General features: G+C 45.9%; 16 protein-coding genes. 9 read left to right on the plus strand and 7 right to left on the minus strand.

What is annotated here, in order from left to right; genetic code table 11:
• Positions 1-23: 23 nt before the first annotated feature.
• From NI468_RS04570 to NI468_RS04580, 3 genes are all read right to left on the minus strand, one after another.
• The gene (locus NI468_RS04570) at positions 24-692 is read right to left on the minus strand and encodes a class I SAM-dependent methyltransferase (protein ID WP_213687127.1); all 669 of its coding nucleotides are present in this window, start codon (positions 690-692) and stop codon (positions 24-26) included.
• Between the two features lie 309 nt (positions 693-1,001).
• A complete protein-coding gene (locus NI468_RS04575; RefSeq protein WP_253100230.1) occupies positions 1,002-2,690 on the minus strand; it encodes an AMP-binding protein in 1,689 nt (562 codons plus the stop codon).
• Between the two features lie 98 nt (positions 2,691-2,788).
• Positions 2,789-3,424 (minus strand): TetR/AcrR family transcriptional regulator, encoded by a 636-nt coding sequence (locus NI468_RS04580; protein ID WP_005251442.1) that lies wholly within the window; start codon positions 3,422-3,424, stop codon positions 2,789-2,791.
• A 148-nt stretch (positions 3,425-3,572) separates the two neighbouring features.
• Here NI468_RS04580 and NI468_RS04585 point away from each other — a divergent pair, with 148 nt between their 5' ends.
• The 8 genes from NI468_RS04585 (at position 3,573) to NI468_RS04620 (ending at position 13,049) form a co-directional block, all read left to right on the plus strand.
• Complete coding sequence (locus NI468_RS04585; protein ID WP_004646592.1) at positions 3,573-4,745, plus strand: isovaleryl-CoA dehydrogenase; 1,173 nt, start codon at positions 3,573-3,575, stop codon at positions 4,743-4,745.
• Positions 4,746-4,780: 35 nt separating this feature from the next.
• Complete coding sequence (locus NI468_RS04590) at positions 4,781-6,382, plus strand: carboxyl transferase domain-containing protein (protein WP_005107314.1); 1,602 nt, start codon at positions 4,781-4,783, stop codon at positions 6,380-6,382.
• A gap of 11 nt (positions 6,383-6,393) precedes the next feature.
• Complete coding sequence (locus NI468_RS04595; protein ID WP_253100233.1) at positions 6,394-7,188, plus strand: enoyl-CoA hydratase/isomerase family protein; 795 nt, start codon at positions 6,394-6,396, stop codon at positions 7,186-7,188.
• A 19-nt stretch (positions 7,189-7,207) separates the two neighbouring features.
• Positions 7,208-9,202, plus strand: a complete 1,995-nt coding sequence (locus NI468_RS04600) for an acetyl/propionyl/methylcrotonyl-CoA carboxylase subunit alpha (protein ID WP_253100236.1) — start codon at positions 7,208-7,210, stop codon at positions 9,200-9,202.
• Positions 9,199-10,101 (plus strand): hydroxymethylglutaryl-CoA lyase, encoded by a 903-nt coding sequence (locus NI468_RS04605; protein WP_253100239.1) that lies wholly within the window; start codon positions 9,199-9,201, stop codon positions 10,099-10,101. Before NI468_RS04600 ends, NI468_RS04605 begins: the two co-directional genes overlap by 4 nt.
• Positions 10,102-10,194: 93 nt before the next feature.
• Positions 10,195-10,899: a CoA transferase subunit A gene (locus NI468_RS04610; RefSeq protein ID WP_253100242.1), complete on the plus strand. Its 705-nt coding sequence runs from the start codon at positions 10,195-10,197 to the stop codon at positions 10,897-10,899.
• A gap of 2 nt (positions 10,900-10,901) precedes the next feature.
• Entirely contained in the window at positions 10,902-11,540 is a 639-nt protein-coding gene (locus NI468_RS04615; RefSeq protein ID WP_253100245.1) for a CoA transferase subunit B, read from the plus strand.
• A 96-nt stretch (positions 11,541-11,636) separates the two neighbouring features.
• A complete protein-coding gene (locus tag NI468_RS04620; protein ID WP_253100248.1) occupies positions 11,637-13,049 on the plus strand; it encodes a short-chain fatty acid transporter in 1,413 nt (470 codons plus the stop codon).
• A 54-nt stretch (positions 13,050-13,103) separates the two neighbouring features.
• Here the strand turns inward: NI468_RS04620 and NI468_RS04625 are convergent, their stop codons facing one another.
• The 4 genes from NI468_RS04625 to NI468_RS04640 form a co-directional block, all read right to left on the minus strand.
• Positions 13,104-14,594 (minus strand): OmpA family protein, encoded by a 1,491-nt coding sequence (locus NI468_RS04625; protein WP_253100251.1) that lies wholly within the window; start codon positions 14,592-14,594, stop codon positions 13,104-13,106.
• Between the two features lie 182 nt (positions 14,595-14,776).
• On the minus strand, positions 14,777-16,012 hold the full coding sequence (locus tag NI468_RS04630; RefSeq protein WP_253100254.1) for a dihydroorotase: 1,236 nt from the start codon (positions 16,010-16,012) through the stop codon (positions 14,777-14,779).
• A gap of 10 nt (positions 16,013-16,022) precedes the next feature.
• On the minus strand, positions 16,023-17,039 hold the full coding sequence (locus tag NI468_RS04635; protein WP_004280134.1) for an aspartate carbamoyltransferase catalytic subunit: 1,017 nt from the start codon (positions 17,037-17,039) through the stop codon (positions 16,023-16,025).
• Positions 17,040-17,263: 224 nt separating this feature from the next.
• Positions 17,264-17,608 (minus strand): hypothetical protein, encoded by a 345-nt coding sequence (locus NI468_RS04640; protein ID WP_253100256.1) that lies wholly within the window; start codon positions 17,606-17,608, stop codon positions 17,264-17,266.
• A 232-nt stretch (positions 17,609-17,840) separates the two neighbouring features.
• Between NI468_RS04640 and rlmKL the strand changes: the two genes are divergently transcribed.
• Positions 17,841-20,045: a bifunctional 23S rRNA (guanine(2069)-N(7))-methyltransferase RlmK/23S rRNA (guanine(2445)-N(2))-methyltransferase RlmL gene (gene rlmKL / locus NI468_RS04645; protein ID WP_071850358.1), complete on the plus strand. Its 2,205-nt coding sequence runs from the start codon at positions 17,841-17,843 to the stop codon at positions 20,043-20,045.
• Positions 20,046-20,083 lie beyond the last annotated feature (38 nt).

Genomic DNA, 20,083 nt, shown 5'->3' on the forward strand with positions numbered 1-20,083 from the left:
ATTTGCAAAAAGTTCTTTGATCTTTATTTTCTGAGCAAAAAGCCATGATAATTCATGATTTGACAATAAATTTTGCACTGTTTAAATCCGACTTTGGTTAAAAGTGCTGTAAAATTTTGCGCAGATAACAAGTGAAAATCCTGCTCCAAGCGTTCAATCATCTTGCTACTTTGCACCATGCTTAACCCTGTCTGCTGTGCCAGCTTCTGCATAATTTTGATGTCTTGCTGATCTTCGGGTTGCATCAGGTCATAGGTCAATGCAAGACCGTTGGTTTTAAGACACTGATGGATAGCCTGAAAAAATCCATTTTTTTCGGAATTTGGAATGAAATGAGCCACCAGAATGGCCAATGCGGCATCGAAAGTATCCGGCTGATTCAAATCTTGAATCGTGCTTTGGATGAATTGCACCCTTTGTCGATCTATAGAATTCAGATTTTTACTAGCCTGTTTCAGCATGGCTGCTGATGGATCAATTGCAGTAAAGGTCCAGTCTGGATGTTGCTCTAATAAATACGACAATTCATAACCTGTTCCGCAACCCACTATTAATATATGTGCGGTTTCTGGGAGTTCAGTGCTGAGAATTGCTTCAATCTGCTGATGCACCAGTTCATAACCGGGAATCAGTTTACGGATATGATCGTCATAACTGACGACCACGACTTCACTGTGAAAGTTTTTTGCCATATTTTTACTCTAAATCTATGCACGAATCTAAAACTCAGGCGGGTATTTAGATAGATTGAATATTTAAATCTTGTAGCTTGATCTTATTTACTGTTTTCTTGAAATTTGATCATAGACCCGGCGACATGGATGTCGCCATTTTGCTGAGGGACATGGAAGTCCCTTCAGCAAAATAAAGGGATTTTGCTTACTTTTGGCCCATCAAAAGTAAGAAAAGCCTAAACATTGATATCGAAACCGTTATACAAATGGAGGCAATGCATGCATTAAATACTGCTTTGCCCCATTTAAGAATCGCATCAATACAATTTAAGCAATCTCTTTCAAGTTCAGCTCTTCACGCATAAATTCACGCAATTTGAACTTCTGCGCCTTACCGGAAGCCGTCATTGGAAATTCCTGGAAGAAACGCACATAACGTGGCACTTTATTGTGAGAAATATGCTCCTTACAATACTGACGGATAGTTTCCTCAGTACACGGATCATTTTCATGCAGGATGATGCAAGCACAAAGTTCCTCACCATATTTATGGTCTGGCACACCGATCACCTGTACATCTGAAACGGCAGGATGGGTATAAAGGAAATCTTCGATTTCTTTCGGGAACAGGTTTTCTCCGCCACGAATGACGACATCCTTGATTCGACCCTTGATTTTCACAAAGCCTTCATCATCCATTTCAGCGATATCACCGGTATGCATCCAGCGTGCAGCATCAATCACTTCCTGAGTTTTGTCCTGGTCTTCCCAGTAACCGAGCATGACGGAATAACCGCGTACACATAGCTCGCCCAATTGACCGCGTGGCACCACCTTGCCATTTTCATCGACAATTTTAACTTCCAGATGCGGATGTACCCGGCCAACCGTACTAACACGTCGCTCGACACTGTCTGCCGTTGAGCTTTGTGCACTCACTGGCGCAGTTTCGGTCATGCCATAACAAATCGTGATTTCAGACATATGCATGCGTTCAATCACGCGCTGCATAATTTCCTGCGGACATGGACTACCCGCCATAATCCCGGTACGCAGACTGGACAGGTCAAATTCGTCAAACTGTTCATGCTCAAGAATGGCGATAAACATGGTTGGCACACCATAAGCCGCAGTACATTTTTCCTGCTGAATGGCTTTCAAGGTTTCCAGCGGATTAAATACAGCTGATGGATAGATCATGGCAGAGCCATGCGTAATACAGGCCAGATTGCCCATGACCATACCAAAACAGTGGAATAAAGGCACTGAAATACAGACACGGTCTTCTGGCCCTAAATGAATGGCTTCACCGACAAAATAACCATTATTTAAAATATTATTATGGGTCAACATGGTGCCTTTCGGATTGCCCGTAGTGCCCGAGGTAAACTGGATATTAATCGTTTCATCAAACTGCAATTCACTGGAGATCTGTTGCAGTTGTTCCAACTCTTGCGCACTAGGCGAGCTTAGTAAATCCTGAAAACGGTGGATGCCGGTATGCTGCTGATCATCAATTTTAATCACATGCTTTAAATGTGGCAGTCGCTCTGCATTAAGGAATTTACCTTCGGTTTCCTGCAATTCCGGTGCAATTTTAGTCAGAATTTCCTGATAGTCCGTCGTCTTAAACTGCGCTGCAATCACCAGTCCCTTACAAGAGACTTTATTCAGCACATATTCAAGCTCGTTGCTTTTATAAGCTGGATTTAAATTCACCAGAATAATGCCTGCCTTGAAGGCTGCAAACTGGGTAATGGTCCATTCCACACAGTTCGGCGACCAGATCGCCAGACGGTCACCTTTTTGCATACCCATTTTCAGCAGCTGACAGGCAAAGGCATTGACTTGTTCCTGTAGCTGCCGGTAACTGAGGCGTATGTTCTGATGCAAACTCACTACCGCATCACGTTCTGCATACCGCTCGCAAGCCTGATCAAATTTTTCACCAATCGTCATGCCCAATAAAGGCTGGCTGCTGGTTCCATAGGCATAGCTTAACCGTACTTGTGTCATTGAATCGATCTCCTTGATTCTTTGTAATTCTGATTTTCAACTTTACTAATTGTTTTATGACCACGACGACCTTGTCTGTGTACCGGTTTTTTGTGTGTTTATGCTTGTAAATTTTCCTCCTGCCCACGTACTGCGTTGACACAAAAATCGGCAATCTGTTTGACAAAGTGATCCTTATACTTCTGATCAAACATGACATTTCGGGACGGATTTAAAGGTTCAATCACGACAAAGGTCATGGCACCAACCACGCCCAACGCTGCCGTATTCAAATCTTCAAATTCGAATTCTCCATTGACCTTTCCTTCGGCCAGAATTTCCTTAATGCTCTGCTTAAGCAGCTGCTTACTGCGAAAACGCTCATGTTCCATTTCCGGATCAACCGGTTCGAACATCAGTGAATACGCCAATTGGGGGCTATTCATGGCACGCTTGACAAAAGTTGTAACAGATTTTTGCAATTTCAGTTTTGGCGATAAATCTGACTCGGCAATATGGTTCAGAATTCCGACTTCATGCTGAATCGCGGCCGACAAAACCTCAATTAAAATCTGGCTTTTGCTTTCGAAATATCGATAGACCAGCCCTGTAGAAACGCCTGCGCGTTCTGCAATCGCCTGAATCGATGCCTCCTTCAAGCCCCCTTGAATAATCAGTTCACGAGCAGATTCCAAAATCGACAGGCGATTTTGTTCCATTCGTTCCTGCATCAATGATGATCTTTTATAACTCATAAAATTAATCTCAACAAGATAAAATGAATTGTAAATCATTTTGTGAATATAGATTCACTTTTTTATTTTTTCGTTGTATGTTAAAACCACAAGCACAACAACAATGCTTTTTTGGACACAACAAATATAACCTCAGGATGGATGAAGAATGAATTTACAAAGCTTGGATTTCGGTTTGGATGAAACTCTAATAGCGCTTCGTGATTCAGTGGCCGCATTTTGCGCCAAAGAAATTACCCCGATTGCTCAACAGGTTGACCGTGACAACGAGTTCCCTGCTCACCTTTGGAAAAAATTTGGCGAGATGGGCCTGCTCGGGCTGACAGTCAGTGAGGAATATGGCGGTTCAAATTTTGGTTATCTGGCGCACATCATTGCCATGCAGGAAATTTCCCGTGCTTCTGCATCCATTGGGCTGTCCTATGGCGCACATTCTAACCTATGCGTGAACCAAATTAAGCGAAATGGTACTGAAGAACAGAAACAGCGTTATCTGCCTAAACTGATTTCAGGTGAATATGTCGGTGCCTTGGCAATGTCTGAACCGAATGCAGGCTCGGATGTGGTGAGCATGAAACTGAAAGCAGAAGACAAAGGCGATCACTACCTGTTGAATGGTTCAAAAATGTGGATCACCAATGGTGGCGATGCCGATGTCCTGGTGGTCTATGCAAAAACCGATTTGCAGGCCGGCGCCAAAGGCATGACCGCCTTTCTGGTTGAAAAAAATATGCCAGGTTTCAGTCATGGCACACATTTGGACAAACTGGGTATGCGCGGTTCAAACACTTATCCGCTGTTTTTTGACAATGTCGAAGTACCCAAAGAAAACGTCATGGGCGGCGTCGGTAATGGCACCAAGGTCTTGATGAGTGGTCTGGACTATGAGCGTGCTGTATTGAGTGCTGGCCCACTGGGGATTATGGATGCCTGTATGGATACCGTGATTCCATATATTCATGACCGTAAACAGTTTGGTCAGGCGCTGGGCGAATTCCAGTTAATGCAAGGCAAAATTGCCGACATGTATTCGACCTGGCTAGCCTGTAAGGCACTGGTTTATGCGGTCGGTGCTGAATGTGACAAAGCTGAGCATAGCCGTAGCCTGCGTAAAGATGCTGCCAGTGCCATTTTATATGCTGCTGAAAAAGCGACCTGGATGGCAGGAGAAACCATTCAGACTTTAGGTGGTAACGGTTATATCAACGAATTTGCTGCCGGCCGTTTATGGCGTGATGCCAAACTGTATGAAATTGGCGCCGGTACTTCAGAAATCCGCCGCATGCTGATTGGCCGTGAACTTTTCAACGAAACAGCCTAAACCTTAACACTTAGAATAAAACAAGGATGTTGGTCATGAATCAGTTATCGAGCAAAATCAATATACGTAGTGAAGAGTTTAAAACCAACCAGACTGCCATGCTGCAACTGGTGGATGACCTAAAACAGAAAGTTGAAAAAATTGCTTTGGGTGGTGGCGAAACTGCCCGTCAAAAACATCTGGACCGTGGCAAATTACTCCCCCGTGAACGGATTAATCACCTGATCGATCCAGGAACCGCTTTTCTGGAAATTGGTCAGCTGGCTGCCTATCAGGTGTATCAGGATGATGTTCCTGCCGCAGGTGTGGTCGCTGGTGTTGGTCAGGTCAACGGTGTGACCTGCATGATCATCGCCAATGATGCTACGGTGAAAGGCGGTACTTATTATCCATTAACAGTGAAAAAGCATTTACGTGCCCAGGAAATTGCCGAACAGAACCATCTGACTTGTATTTATCTGGTGGATTCAGGCGGTGCATATTTGCCTTTACAGGATGAAGTATTTCCAGACCGCGATCACTTCGGCCGTATTTTCTACAATCAGGCACGTATGTCGAGCCAAGGTATCGCCCAAATTGCAGTGGTGATGGGCAGCTGTACTGCAGGCGGTGCTTATGTGCCTGCCATGTCAGATGAAACCATTATTGTCCGCAATCAGGGCACGATCTTCCTCGGCGGCCCTCCTCTAGTTAAGGCAGCTACTGGTGAAGTGGTGTCCAGTGAGGATCTCGGTGGTGGTGATGTGCATACCCGTTTGTCTGGCGTGGCTGATCATCTGGCTGAAAACGATGAACATGCACTTGCGATTGCCCGCAACATCGTGGCCAACCTGAACAAAAAGCCAAACAAGACCGCAGATGAAATCGAAGCGCCGCTGTTTGACAGTTCGGAACTGTACGGCATTGTGCCGAGTGACGCGCGCAAGCCTTTTGATATCCGTGAAGTGATAGCGCGTATTGTCGATGGCTCACGTTTTGACGAGTTCAAGGCACGTTTCGGCACTACCCTGGTGACCGGTTTTGCCAAGCTCTATGGCATGCCGGTCGGGATTATTGCCAATAATGGCATTCTATTTTCCGAGTCTGCCCAAAAAGGCGCACATTTTATTGAACTGTGTACCCAGCGCAATATTCCGCTGATTTTCCTGCAAAATATTACCGGCTTTATGGTCGGCCGCCAGTATGAAAATGAAGGCATTGCCAAAAATGGTGCTAAGCTGGTGATGGCCGTCGCCAATGCCAATGTACCGAAACTGACTCTAGTGATTGGCGGTTCTTTTGGTGCAGGCAACTATGGTATGTGTGGACGCGCTTACTCGCCACGCTTTATGTGGACCTGGCCAAACTCGCGTATTTCAGTGATGGGCGGTGAACAGGCCTCCAGCGTCTTGTCGACCTTAAAACGTGACCAGATTGAGCAAAAAGGCGGAACTTGGTCAGCTGAAGAAGAAGACCAGTTTAAACAGCCGATTCGTGACCAGTACGAACGCCAAGGCCATCCTTATTATGCGTCTTCGCGTTTATGGGATGATGGTGTGATTGATCCAGCGCAATCGCGTGAAGTACTAGCCTTGAGTCTGGCTGCAGCCCTGAATGCGCCCATCCAGCCAACCAAATTCGGCGTGTTCCGCATGTAAGAGGTGACAAAATGACATATCAATTTTTACAGCTCGAACAGCAGAATCAGGTGGCAACGGTTTGGATTAACCGTGCTGAACTGCACAATGCCTTTAATACTCAAGTCATTGAAGAACTGCATGCTTGCTTCCAGTCTTTAAATAACCGTGATGATGTACGCGTGGTGATTCTGGCGGGTCGTGGCAAAAGCTTCTCGGCCGGTGCTGACCTGAACTGGATGAAACAGGCCGGTCAGGCATCACAGGCAGACAATGAGGCGGATGCGCTCAAACTGGCGAAAATGCTGCAAAGTCTGGCAACCTTGAAACAGCCGACCATTGCCCGGGTACATGGTATTGCGTTTGGCGGCGGCATGGGTCTGGCTTCGGCCTGTGATATTTGCGTGGCCAGTACTGATGCCAAGTTTGCGACGTCGGAAGTACGTTTAGGTCTGGCACCTTCGACCATCAGCCCGTATGTGATTCGTGCAATTGGTGCACGTCAAGCTTCACGTTATTTCCTGACTGCCGAGCGGATTACTGCGGAACAGGCTCAAAGCATTGGTCTGGCACATGAAGTGATTGCACCAGAACAGCTCGACAGCAAAATTGATGAGATTGTGGAAGCGCTCTTACTGGGTGGTCCTGCTGCACAGAGCGCATCCAAACAGTTGATTCAACTGGTTGACCAACAAGTTTTGACTGAAGATCTGCTGCTTAAAACCGCACAGCATATTGCCCATGTTCGCCAGGGAGATGAGGCGAAAAATGGACTGAATGCATTTTTAAACAAACAAAGCCCGGCTTGGATCAAGACCACGGCATAACAACGAGAAGGATCCTACAATGTTTGAGAAGATTTTAATTGCCAACCGTGGTGAAATTGCCTGCCGTGTGATTCGTACAGCGAAGAAATTAGGAATTGCCACCGTTGCCGTCTACTCCGATGCCGATGCTCAGGCACAGCATGTGAAACTAGCTGATGAAGCGATCTATATTGGTGAATCGCCAGCAGCACAAAGCTATTTACAGATTGACCGTATTATTCAGGCGGCAAAAACGACTGGTGCCCAGGCGATTCATCCGGGTTATGGTTTCCTGTCCGAAAATGACCAGTTTGCCCTGGCCTGTCAGGACAATAATATTGTATTTATTGGCCCGCCAGTCGATGCCATTCTGGCAATGGGTCTTAAAGCCACCTCTAAAGCATTGATGGAAAAAGCCGGTGTGCCTTTAACACCCGGCTATCATGGTACCAATCAGGATGCAGATTTCCTGAAACAGCAGGCAGACAATATTGGTTATCCGGTATTGATTAAAGCCAGTGCCGGCGGTGGCGGTAAAGGCATGCGTCTGGTGGAACGCAGTGAAGACTTCCTGAGTTCACTGGCCTCATGTAAAAGTGAAGCACGCTCCAGCTTTGGTAATGAAGATGTACTGATTGAACGCTATGTGATTCAACCACGTCATATTGAAGTGCAGGTATTTGGTGATACCCACGGCAATTATGTACATCTGTTCGAACGTGATTGCTCGGTACAGCGCCGTCACCAGAAAGTGCTGGAAGAAGCGCCTGCACCAAAAATGCCGGAAGACAAACTGGAGGCAATGCGTCAGGCGGCAATCGATGCTGCGCGTGCAGTGAACTATGTCGGTGCCGGTACAGTCGAGTTTATCGTGGAGCAAGATGGCACAGCTTACTTCATGGAAATGAATACCCGTCTTCAGGTTGAACATCCAGTGACGGAAATGATTACCGGACAGGATCTGGTGGAATGGCAATTGCGCGTGGCCTTTGGTGAACCTTTACCGAAGCAGCAGCATGAATTGCAGATTCATGGACATGCACTCGAAGCCCGTGTTTATGCAGAAGAACCGGAAAAAGGCTTTATTCCTGCGATTGGTCAGATCAGCTACCTGCATTATCCGGAGCAAAGTGACTGTGTACGTGTCGATAGCGGTATTGTCGAAGGTGACGAGATCAGCACCTATTATGATCCGATGATTGCCAAACTGATTGTCTGGGGCAAAAACCGTGAAGCGGCCCTAACCCAGATGCACCATGCACTGGGTCAGTTCCATGTCGATGGTCTGGGTAACAATATTGCCTTTCTAGATCGCCTGGTGCTATGTGATTCGTTTAAAAATGCACATTTAGATACTGGCCTGATTCAGCGTGAAGAGGAATTCCTGCTCAAACCTTCTGCGGATATCAGTACCGAACTGGTGGTCAGTGCCGCGCTGATTGAACTTCTGTCACGTCAGGCACAGAACCCCGTTCCAAGCAATCCGGTGTGGCAGCAAAAAGCATTCTGGCGTCTGAATCAGCAAAATAGCCATACAGTGCAATTACAACGCAATGGCATCAACCTGAAAATTCAGTTCAAGGCCCAAGATCAAGGTTTTGTTGTCAGTTATAATGGTCAGCAAATTCAAATTCAGGGTCAGCTCGTCGATGCCCATACTTTAGCGTTGCAACTGGCGGGTAAACAGCAAAAACTGACTTTTAGCCAGACTGAGCAAGGCATTACCCTATTCCAGAATGGTCAAAGCTATAAGTTCAATTACCTGAAGTCTGATTTTAATAATCAGGATGAACAAGGCACGGAAAATAATCTGATCGCGCCAATGCCAGGTGTCATTACCCAGGTGCTCGTGGCAGCCAATGACAAAGTCAAAAAAGATGATGTACTGATGACGCTGGAAGCCATGAAGATCGAATATTCAATTCGTGCACCGCATGACGGCATCATTGCAAGTTCATATTTCCAGAAAGGTGACCAAGTCAAGGCCGGTGATGAACTGGTCGAGTTCCAGCCTCTGGCGGAGGAAGTGGCATGACGGATTTTGTCAAAATCGTAGAAGTCGGGCCACGCGATGGCCTGCAAAATGAAAAGACGCCACTAACCCTGAATGACCGGAAAAACCTGATTCTAGACCTGATGAAAACCGGTCTACAGTCAATCGAAGTTGGCTCCTGCGTTTCAGCCAAATGGGTACCGCAAATGGCAGACAGTGATGTGCTCTTTGCCAGCCTACCCCAAGATCCGAATATTCAGTTCAGTTTGTTAACCCCAAATCTGAAAGGTTTTGAATCGGCACTGGCTGTGGGTTGCAAAGAAGTCGCGGTATTTACCGCTGCTTCTGAAAGCTTTACCCGCAAGAACATCAACTGCTCGATTGATGAAAGTTTCGAGAAGTTTGCCGATGTCATGGCAGCGGCCATAGCCAATGATATTAAGGTGCGCGGCTATGTCTCCTGCATGGTGGACTGTCCTTATGAAGGTGCCATTGATCCGAAACAGGTGGTGAAAGTCACGCAACGTTTGCTGGAGATGGGCTGCTACGAAGTATCGTTGGGTGAAACCATTGGCACCGCAACCCCTGACCGTGTGCAAAAAGTCTGGGAAGCATGCTTGGCACAAGTTGATACCAAAGTTCTCGCAGGTCATTTTCACAATACCTATGGTATGGCCATCGCCAATATCTACCAATCGCTGTTGCAAGGCATCCGGGTCTTTGATTCATCCATTGCTGGCCTAGGTGGTTGCCCTTATGCCAAAGGGGCTTCCGGCAATGTCTCAACCGAAGACCTGTATTACCTGCTTTCCAAGATGGGCTATGAAACCGGCATTCAGCTGGATGCCCTGATGCAGGCCAGTCGTAATATCAGTGAAGTCTTGCAGCGCAATAATCCATCCAATTATGCCAATGCCTACTGGCAAAAAGCCTGTGCTTAACAATAAGCATGCTTGAGCAGAATAAACTTAAGCAACCCATAAGGATATAAACAGCAGATTTAAGTCTGCTGTAATAACAATAGAGGTGACAAGATGTCAAACAAGGTTTATGACAGCGCTCAATCCGCCTTAAAGGATGTGGTGCAAGATGGTCATACTCTGGCTGTCGGTGGTTTCGGCCTATGTGGTATTCCAGAAGCTTTGATCACGGCCCTAAAAGAAACTGGTGCCAAAAATTTGACCTGTATTTCCAATAATGCCGGTGTAGACGGCTTCGGTCTGGGACTTCTGCTGGAAACCAAACAGATTAAAAAAATGATTTCCTCTTATGTCGGTGAAAATAAGGAATTCGAACGTCAATATTTAAATGGCGAACTGGAAGTTGAACTTACTCCACAAGGGACTTTGGCAGAAAAATTACGTGCTGGCGGTGCCGGTATTCCGGCTTTTTATACGGCGACGGGTGTCGGAACCGTAATCGCTGAAGGTAAGGATGAACGTGAATTTAAGGGCAAGAAATATATCCTGGAAGAGTCTTTAACTGCTGATGTCGCCTTGGTTAAAGCCTATAAGGCCGATAAAGCTGGCAACCTGATTTTCCGTAAAACCGCCCAGAACTTTAATCCGGTCTGTGCCATGGCCGGCAAAATTACCATTGCTGAAGTTGAAGAAATTGTAGAAATTGGCGTGCTGGATCCGGACGAGATCCATCTTCCGGGAATTTATGTGAACCGGATAGTCCTGAATGCTCAACCGGAAAAACGTATTGAACAGATGACTTTAAAGGCGGAGGCTTGATCATGGCTTGGACACGTAATGAAATGGCGCAGCGCGCGGCACAAGAGCTTGAAGATGGTTTCTACGTCAATCTAGGGATTGGCCTGCCGACGCTAGTCGCGAACTATATTCCGGAAAATATCAATGTCTGGCTGCAGTCGGAAAATGGCCTGCTGGGGATTGGCGAATTTCCAACCGAGGAGACAGTGGATGCCGACCTGATCAATGCCGGTAAACAGACGGTTACCGCGCGTAAAGGTGCTTCATTTTTCTCAAGTGCCGACTCCTTTGCCATGATCCGTGGCGGTCATGTCAATATTGCCATTCTGGGTGCTATGGAAGTGTCCGAAACTGGTGATCTGGCCAACTGGATGATTCCAGGCAAAAAGGTCAAAGGCATGGGCGGTGCCATGGATCTGGTCGCGGGTGTACAAAAGGTCGTGGTCTTGATGGAACACTGCGCCAAAGATGGTACACCTAAGATAGTTCCAGAATGTAGTCTGCCGCTGACCGGCCAGGCTGTGGTGAACCGGATTATTACCGATCTCGGTGTACTGGATGTTAGTCCTGATGGAATTCGACTGGTTGAACTGGCACCAGAGGTAAGTTTTGAAGAGATTCAAAAAGTCACGGGGGTAGCGCTACTACGTAACGCTGCCTGATCCAGCCAGCCCTTAAGAATGAAGCATCTTAAGGGCTTTTTTATATATAGCTGTTTCATTTCAAAATAATAATCGCAGAATAAATGGATTTTAATCATGCAAACTCAACAAAATATTTTGCAGCGCTTCGCCTTGCGCGTCAGCGACTGGTCTGAAAAATGGTTTCCGGATTCTTATATTTTTGCCCTGCTTGGCGTCATCATTGTGGCGATTGCCGCCATCGGAATTGGTGCACCCGCACAGGATGTCGCGATTTCCTTTGGAGACGGCTTCTGGAGCCTGATTCCCTTTACCTTGCAGATGTGCATGCTGATCGTGGTCGGTTATGTGGTTTCCGTATCTAAGCCTGTCCAGCTTCTGATCCAGAAAATGGCGCGCCTGCCACATTCCGGTCGTGGTGCGATTGTCCTGGTCGCCACGGTCAGCCTGTTAATTTCTCTGATTAATTGGGCCATGAGTACTGTACTGACTGCACTCCTAGTGATTGCACTGGCACAGCGTAAAGAGCTTAACATGGATTACCGCGCTGCTGCGGCTGCCGCGATTATCGGGATGGGTGCGACCTGGGCACTGGGGATCAGTTCTTCAGCTGCACAGTTACAGGCCAATAAAAGCAGTCTGCCTGAACCGATTTATAATCTGACGGGCGTGATTTCATTTACCGAAACCATTTTCCTGCCGCAATCCATGATCATGACGGCGGTACTGATTGTAGCTTCAATTGCGATTGCTTACTGGTCAGCACCTAAAGGGTCTGACATTAAAACCATTGAGCACTTTCCGATTCAGATTGAAGAAGAAAAACCGGAAGTATCTGCCGAAAAAAGACCGGGGGATTGGCTGGAAAATTCACCCATTTTAAGCATTCTGATTGTGATTCTGGGCGCAGTCTGGATGTTTAACGAATTTTCCAAAAGCAATCCGATTCTGGCCATTTCCAGCTTAAATACCTATAACTTTATCTTCCTGATTTTGGGCGTGGCCTTACACGGTACACCGCGAAATTTCCTGAATGCGGTATCCAAAGCCGTACCCGCCATTTCTGGGGTACTGATCCAGTTTCCGCTGTATGGCAGTATTGCCTTTATGATGACCAATGCGCTAAACCCGGCCGATCTGTCATTGTCACATTACATTGCCGAGTTCTTTGTTTCCATTGCCTCGCAGGAAACCTTTGCCATTGTGATGGGCTTATACTCGGCGATTCTGGGTTTCTTTATTCCTTCTGGCGGAGGGAAATGGATTATCGAAGCGCCCTATGTGATGCAGGCTGCGCATGACCTGAAAGTGCATCTGGGCTGGTCGGTACAGATTTATAATGCGGCAGAAGCCTTGCCGAATCTGATTAATCCATTCTTTATGCTTCCGATGTTGGGTATCCTGAAATTAAAAGCCAAAGATGTGATTGGATTTACGGTGACCCAGCTGATTTTCCATCTGCCTTTGGTACTGTTCCTGCTGTGGTTCCTTGGTCGGACATTGACTTATAGCCCGCCGGTATTTTCTTAATTTAAGATAATAAAAAAGGACGAAAATTCGTCCTTTTTTATTTAGGCCGCTCTCTTAATTTCCTGTCTTCTCAACTACACCTTCATCATCTACTTCACGTACAATTCCCGTTTCGGTATTCACGACCTCAAAGGTCACGCGACGATTCTGAAACTGTCCGGCAGGTGTGGCATTGGGTTCAACCGGCTGATCCTCTCCCATGCCAACTGCCTGTAACTGTGCAGGATTGACCCCTTTTCCAACGAGATAACTGGTAATCGCTTGAGCTCGTTGCACAGACAGCACCTTATTTTCTGCTTCACTACCCTGAGCATCGGCATGTCCTGTAACCTTCAGAATGACATGCGGTGCTCGTTGCAATAATGCAGCAGCCTGATCCAGCACCAATTTATTGACCTCGGGAACTTCAGTCGATGCCGTATCAAAATTAATGATCTGTAAATTCAGTGCAGTCGCCACATCCAGCGCTTTAACATTATCGGTCTTGATACTGGCCAAGGCTTGTTCTGCCTCACTATTGGCGGTATTAATCACGTCACTTCTATTGAGCGGCTGCTGGGTCACCACTGTGACATTTTTGGCCAGACTACGAATTTGTGCTGCCAGACGCTCGGCCTCTGCATTGGTTGCTGCACGCACTGAAACCTGATTGCCAATCCAGTCCAGTGACACATTTGGCATTCCCTGCATTGTTCTCAACACAGTCGGAATAGTATCCTGATCAATAAATTCTGAATGATAAACCTCACTGCTCAGCGCCCCACAACCAATATTATAATTAAAGATCTGTTTGATCTCGTTTTGCAAAATTTCCATATACTGCGGATTATTCAGCTGTAATTGACAACTGACAATTTCGCCATTACTGCCTGTACTTAATCGCAAGGATGCAGGCTGAGCTGCAGCAACTTCACTGGTCGCTTGGGTATTTGAATCTTCAACATCATCCTGCATGCAGCTACGAACCAAAAACAGGATCAAACCCGCCAGGATCAGAAAAATAATAAACGGCCATAAAAAGCCGGTTTTTCTTTCTTCCTGAACAATGATGGTCTGCTCCGCCAATACAGGCTCCTGATTTAAATTTTGCCCTGCCAAGGTTGAAACTCCTAGCGCTGCCAGAATAGGTCCAGCCCAAACGGGTAATGCGCGCTGAATCGAATCGGCGTGGGTTTCCAGCAAATGGCTAATCGCTTCCGGACTTGAAGCACCCGCTTCGGTCTGTAAAAAATTCATAGTCGGTACAATTGACCGGTTCAAGGTATGCTCTATTTCATCTTGTGGCGCGCTCTGATCCACTTGATCGAGAAATTGCTGCTTGAGTGCCGGGTTTGCATTGAATAATTCATGAATTTTTGGATTAAGTTGCTGACCAAGATTCTCAATCCAGGCGGGACGTGCACGCAATATACTTAAAAATATGGGATAGAATTGAGCCAAAGCTTGATCTTTGGCAAATAAATGCTCGGTTTCACCTTGAAGCACAATCGCCGTAACATCGCTTTTTAAGCGTTCTATAAAGTCTATATTCATAATCGTCACCATTCTTTTGATTTTTCTAATGTTTAATATTTAATCAGTGTAACGATCCCCATTTTTTGAAAATGTAAATAATTGTATGAATATCATAAAGTTTCACTGTTTTTGTTGAGTACTCATTTTACCAACACAAAATTTAAAAAATAAAAAAAGCCAGCCGAAGCTGACTTTTATAAAATTGGGATCATTTAAGCAGCAAAAGTTTGAACCACTTTACCCAGCACTTTTTGATTAATGAGCGGGGTATTTTTACCTTGTGACACGATGCTTTCTTTATTCAGGGTCCATTCCAGTTCCGGATCTAGCAGCACCCAGCCTGATTCATTTATCCATCGATCTGCCATTTGTGCAACACGAGCCGGAGCTAGGGTCACTTTTTCCACCCATTCCAGTGGAGTCAACAACCCCTCACGAATCAGTTGCAGACCAAAAGGCACATAGGTATCAAAAGCAGTGAAACCTGGCTGCGTTTCAGCAAACGGCGCCATTTTCGCAGAGCTGCTTAGCGGTTCATGATGAGTACAGATCGCATCAATCACGCCTGATTTCACACCTTGGCGCAATAATTCTTTGTCCTGTTCAGAACGAAGCGGCGGACGTACATGTGCCAGTGAATTAAATCCATCAATCAAATGATCGGTCAAATGTAACTGATGCATCGCCACATCACAGGTCACCGGTAAGCCTTTTTCCTTGGCAATACGGATGAGTTCCACCGAAGCACCGCAAGACAATAGACCAAAGTGTGCTCGTACTTTGGTGGCTTCAATCATCAACAGATATTTGGCAATCGCTACAGTTTCAGCCAATGCCGGAATCATCGGCAAACCCTGACGTGAAGCAATAAAGCCTTCATGTACACAGCCGTCTTTGGCAATTTGTGGTTCTTCGGCATAAAACACCACCGTCAGGTCTAAGCCTGCAGCATATTCAAGGGTACGCAGTACCACGTCATCATTGGCAAACGGTGCACTGGCATTGGAAACGGCAGTACAACCGCCCTTTTTCAAGCCCGCCATATTTGCCGGTTGTTGACCATTTAAGCCTTGGGTTTGTGCACCAATCACTTGAAGATAGATACCACCATCCAGCATGGCTTTTTCGACCAGACCGTGAATCAGCGCACCATTATCTTGTACGATTGGCTTTGAATCGGGTGGCGTAAATACGTGCAAAATGCCATTTTCACGTGCCGCTTTTCCTTCAGACTTAAGCGTACCGTGTTGCTGTTGACCCGGTTCACGTAAACGCGCACACAGGTCAACCATGGTGGGCATCAACCATTTGCCTTGACCATCAATCGTTTCAGAGACGTCTGCTGTTTCTGCAACGAATTTTCCATTTTCCAGATACACGGTCTGGATAGAATTAGTGTTTTGGATTGGATCAAGAACACGGACATTTTCAATTTTTACAATAGTCATGACTTATTCCTTAACCCGCAATCGCTTCAATCAAACCTTGTTCTTGTAACTGGCCTTGCATCGATAAAGCCAACACCGCCATACGCACGGCAATACCATTGGTCACCTGCTTCAAAATCACAGATTGCGGACCATCGGCAATACTTGAATCAATTTCCACACCACGGTTCATTGGTCCCGGATGCATCACGATACAATCCGGTTTGGCCATGGCCAGACGTTCTTTATTCAAGCCATACATTTTGTAGAACTCTGCTTGCGAGGCCAGTGCCGGAGAATCAATCCGCTCGTTTTGAATACGTAAGGTAATGATCACGTCGCAGTCTTTGATGCCGTCTTCCATATTGTTAAATAGACGAACACCATCGCCATATTCTTCAAAACCCAATGGCAGCAAGGTATTCGGTGCAATCACCCGGATATCCTGGCAACCTAAAGTTTGCAAGGCAGCCACATCTGAACGCGCGACACGTGAATGCTTGATATCGCCAATAATGGCAATCGACATTTCTTCGAATTTTTTATTGGTTTCGCGGCGAATGGTCAGCATGTCCAGCATCGCTTGAGTCGGATGCGCATGACGGCCATCACCGGCATTAATAATTGCCACTGTTGGACAGACATCCTTGGCAATAAAATGCGCTGCCCCTGAAGATGAATGACGCACCACGAAAATATCGGCCGCCATGGCTTCCAGATTCCATAAGGTGTCACGCAGGGTTTCACCTTTGGAAGTACTCGAACGGGCAATATCGATATTGAGAACGTTGGCAGAAAGGCGCTTGGCAGCGGCTTCAAAGGTGGTGCGGGTACGGGTTGAATTTTCGAAGAACAGGTTCATCACCGTTTTGCCTTCGAGCAAATTATTGGTGATCAGCTGATTTTGGTCATTAAAAAAGGACTGTGCAGTGTCCAATATTTTTGTCAGGGTTTCTTTAGAAAGACCTTCGATGGTCAAGAAGTGTTTTAGATTACCTTCTTTATTGAGTTGAATCTGGCTCGGTGTATGCAATGCCGCCAAGTGCATGAGAGATTCCTTATGCGTTAAGTCAACATATTATACAGAGATTGGCGAATTTTTATAGTTGGCCATGCTGCTACTTGTACAAAAAGCATCTGAACAATAAAAATAAAAAATCAGATTCCTTTGTATTTTTTCAATAAGATAATTTAACCCGATTTGCATCTTGCTGATTTTAAGTACAAAACCAACGGGCGCTTCAGTCTGGAGCATTCACACCCATCTCAGGTTTAACGCAGTGCACCAATATAACGATGTGACACCTGTGCACGATAGATATCGTCCTGATCGGGTTCGACCGAGATCAGCCCTTCCTGCTGGCTTGGGTGTGCAGATTCTGTTGGTGAATCTTGTGCTGTTTCCGAAATCTCCAGTACCATTTTCAGGCGCTGGATCAGATGATTCAAATCTGGGTCTTGGGTCTGCTCTGCCAGTTGAATCACATGCCGGGCATAATCCAGGTTCTCTGCCAGATAAATTGCATCAATCACCCGACCTGAAACACGTCGTAAACGCGCATAGATTAAAGTGGCCACTGAAAAAGCGTCATGGTTGCGTAACTGATTCTCTAACATCTTAACCCCCATTATAAAATTGAAAAATCAGGCAGCCATCGCTCCCCATCGACTGACCGCCTGATTTGCCATGTATAGAGCAAAATGCATACCAGTTCCTCAATTTATAGTGTGAATATTATTTTTCTCTATCACATGCCACGGCCTTTCAGAGAATTTCAAAAGCTTTCAATATAAAAATACGGTAAACTTAGCGCAGTTTTTTATTTATCTTTTTTGGTCTCTCTATTATATGAATACCTCTCCACGTTTAAGCAATTATTGGGTCACCTGTGCCGATGGTCTGGAAACCTTATTAGAAGAAGAAATACAAGGCTTAGGTGTTCAGAATATTGAGCGTTTTCCGGGCCGTTTGACCTTTAAAGGCACACTGGAAAATGCTTATCGTATCTGCATGTGGTCACGTCTGGCTTCACGTGTTTTGATGCCAATCCACACGCATGAAATTGAATTTTCTCATGATGCCCGTGATGTGGCAGAAGAACTCTATGAAGGGGCTCTCAGCTTCGACTGGTCGCTGATTTTTGCACCACAAAGCACCTTTGCGATTCGTTTGCATGTCGAGCGTGACATCAAGGTCAACACCCAGTTCGCGACTTTACGTGCCAAAGATGGTGTCGTAGATTCCTTTATGGAAGCGGTAGGCAAACGTCCAAGCATTGACACCAAACAGCCAGAAATCACCATGTATATTCTGGCAGGCAAGAAAGAACATACTTACTGCCTCGACCTGTCTGGTGACTCTTTGCATAAACGCGGTTATCGCCGTTTCATGACTGATGCACCGATTAAGGAAAACCTGGCTGCTGCGATTCTGCAAAAAGGCCAGCTTAAACAGATTAATCCGGACATCATTGTCGATCCAATGTGTGGTTCAGGTACGTTTATTATTGAATCACTAATGATCCTGACCGACCGTGCGCCTGGCCTGGTACGCCGTTTCGGTTTTAATGGCTGGAATGGTCATGACCATGAACTCTGGATGAGCATCAAGGCAGAAGCTGCTGAACGCCACCAAGCCGCAATGGAAAATCCATTACCGCAATTCTATGCTTTCGATGCAGACTGGGAAGCTGTGAAAGCCACCAGACAAAATATTATCGCGGCGGGTTTTGAAGCTGCTCTCGACAATATCATGATCGAAGAACGGACTTTAAATGACTGGCCTGATTTCCATGCGGAAGGCAAGAAAGTATTCTTCGTGACCAACCCGCCTTATGGTGAACGTCTCGGTGATAAAGCCCAAAACCGTTCTTTATACCTCGGTTTATCAGCTTTACTGCAAAAGAATTTCCCGAATCAAAAAGCGGCAGTGATTGCATCCCAAGTGGAACAGGCTGACGTGCTGGCCTTTAATGATCCGCAAATCCTGCGTTTGATGAATGGTAAATTACCGATTTATATCCGCTTCGGTACGGTTAAACCGGCCGCTGTGGTACGTCCATTCCTAGAAAGCTGGCAGCCTCAGCAGTTTGAGCCGATTGAAGGTGCGATGGAGTTTGCCAACCGTCTGACCAAAAACATGCAAGCTCTAAAAAAATGGGCAGTCAAGGAACAGATCCATTGTTTACGTCTCTATGATGCAGATTTACCTGACTTTAACGTCGCAGTAGATTTGTATGGCGAGCGTTTGCATGTACAAGAATATGCGCCACCTAAAACCATTGATCCGGAAAAAGCCAAGAAACGTTTTAACCTGGCACTACAAGCGATTCGTGCAGTAACAGGTCTGGGTCGTGATGCGATCTTTATCAAAACGCGTGCGCGTCAGGAAGGTAAAAACCAGTACACCAAACAAAGTACAGCATCCAAGCGTTTTATCGTTCAGGAAGGTCAAGCCAAGATTCTGGTCAACCTGACCGATTATCTGGATACCGGTCTGTTTCTGGATCACCGTCAAATGCGTTTACGTATTGCACGTGAAGCAAAAGGCAAACACTTCCTGAACCTGTACAGCTATACCTCAACGGCAAGTTTACATGCTGCTTTGGGTGGTGCTGCAAGTACAACCAGCGTCGATCTGTCGAATACTTATTTGAACTGGTCAAAAGAAAACTTTGTTCTGAACGGTTTAACTGTAGATCATGCGGATGAACAACACCAGTTCTTTGCCTCTGACTGTTTCGAATGGCTGAAAGAAGGTCATGAGCAATATGAGCTGATCTTTATTGATCCGCCAACATTCTCGAATTCGAAGAAATTCTACGGTACGTTTGATGTACAGCGTGACCATTTATCCCTGTTAAAACGTGCCATGAATCGCTTAACGACTGATGGTACCTTGTATTTCTCAAATAACTATCGCGGTTTTGAGATGGATGAAGAAATTCTGGCGTTCTTTGATGTTGAAGAAATCACTCAAGAAACCATTGGGCCTGACTTCAAGCGTAATCAAAAGATTCACCGTGCCTGGAAAATCCGTCATCCACAAGTGTAATTTGATGATGGACTAACTGCTTTCATCACGATTGATAT

The sequence above is a fragment of the Acinetobacter lwoffii genome, from assembly GCF_024129355.1.
Lineage (GTDB): Bacteria > Pseudomonadota > Gammaproteobacteria > Pseudomonadales > Moraxellaceae > Acinetobacter > Acinetobacter lwoffii_I.

What these genes read in the sequence shown, in the direction of transcription:
- NI468_RS04580 (WP_005251442.1), bottom strand. Translation starts at nt 3,424, where the DNA reads ATGAGTTATAAAAGATCATCATTGATGCAGGAACGAATGGAACAAAAT.
- NI468_RS04625 (WP_253100251.1), bottom strand. Translation starts at nt 14,594, where the DNA reads ATGGTGACGATTATGAATATAGACTTTATAGAACGCTTAAAAAGCGAT.
- NI468_RS04600 (WP_253100236.1), top strand. Translation starts at nt 7,208, where the DNA reads ATGTTTGAGAAGATTTTAATTGCCAACCGTGGTGAAATTGCCTGCCGT.
- NI468_RS04595 (WP_253100233.1), top strand. Translation starts at nt 6,394, where the DNA reads ATGACATATCAATTTTTACAGCTCGAACAGCAGAATCAGGTGGCAACG.
- NI468_RS04640 (WP_253100256.1), bottom strand. Translation starts at nt 17,608, where the DNA reads ATGTTAGAGAATCAGTTACGCAACCATGACGCTTTTTCAGTGGCCACT.
- NI468_RS04605 (WP_253100239.1), top strand. Translation starts at nt 9,199, where the DNA reads ATGACGGATTTTGTCAAAATCGTAGAAGTCGGGCCACGCGATGGCCTG.
- NI468_RS04635 (WP_004280134.1), bottom strand. Translation starts at nt 17,039, where the DNA reads ATGCACTTGGCGGCATTGCATACACCGAGCCAGATTCAACTCAATAAA.
- rlmKL (WP_071850358.1), top strand. Translation starts at nt 17,841, where the DNA reads ATGAATACCTCTCCACGTTTAAGCAATTATTGGGTCACCTGTGCCGAT.
- NI468_RS04620 (WP_253100248.1), top strand. Translation starts at nt 11,637, where the DNA reads ATGCAAACTCAACAAAATATTTTGCAGCGCTTCGCCTTGCGCGTCAGC.
- NI468_RS04570 (WP_213687127.1), bottom strand. Translation starts at nt 692, where the DNA reads ATGGCAAAAAACTTTCACAGTGAAGTCGTGGTCGTCAGTTATGACGAT.
- NI468_RS04575 (WP_253100230.1), bottom strand. Translation starts at nt 2,690, where the DNA reads ATGACACAAGTACGGTTAAGCTATGCCTATGGAACCAGCAGCCAGCCT.
- NI468_RS04590 (WP_005107314.1), top strand. Translation starts at nt 4,781, where the DNA reads ATGAATCAGTTATCGAGCAAAATCAATATACGTAGTGAAGAGTTTAAA.
- NI468_RS04615 (WP_253100245.1), top strand. Translation starts at nt 10,902, where the DNA reads ATGGCTTGGACACGTAATGAAATGGCGCAGCGCGCGGCACAAGAGCTT.
- NI468_RS04610 (WP_253100242.1), top strand. Translation starts at nt 10,195, where the DNA reads ATGTCAAACAAGGTTTATGACAGCGCTCAATCCGCCTTAAAGGATGTG.
- NI468_RS04630 (WP_253100254.1), bottom strand. Translation starts at nt 16,012, where the DNA reads ATGACTATTGTAAAAATTGAAAATGTCCGTGTTCTTGATCCAATCCAA.
- NI468_RS04585 (WP_004646592.1), top strand. Translation starts at nt 3,573, where the DNA reads ATGAATTTACAAAGCTTGGATTTCGGTTTGGATGAAACTCTAATAGCG.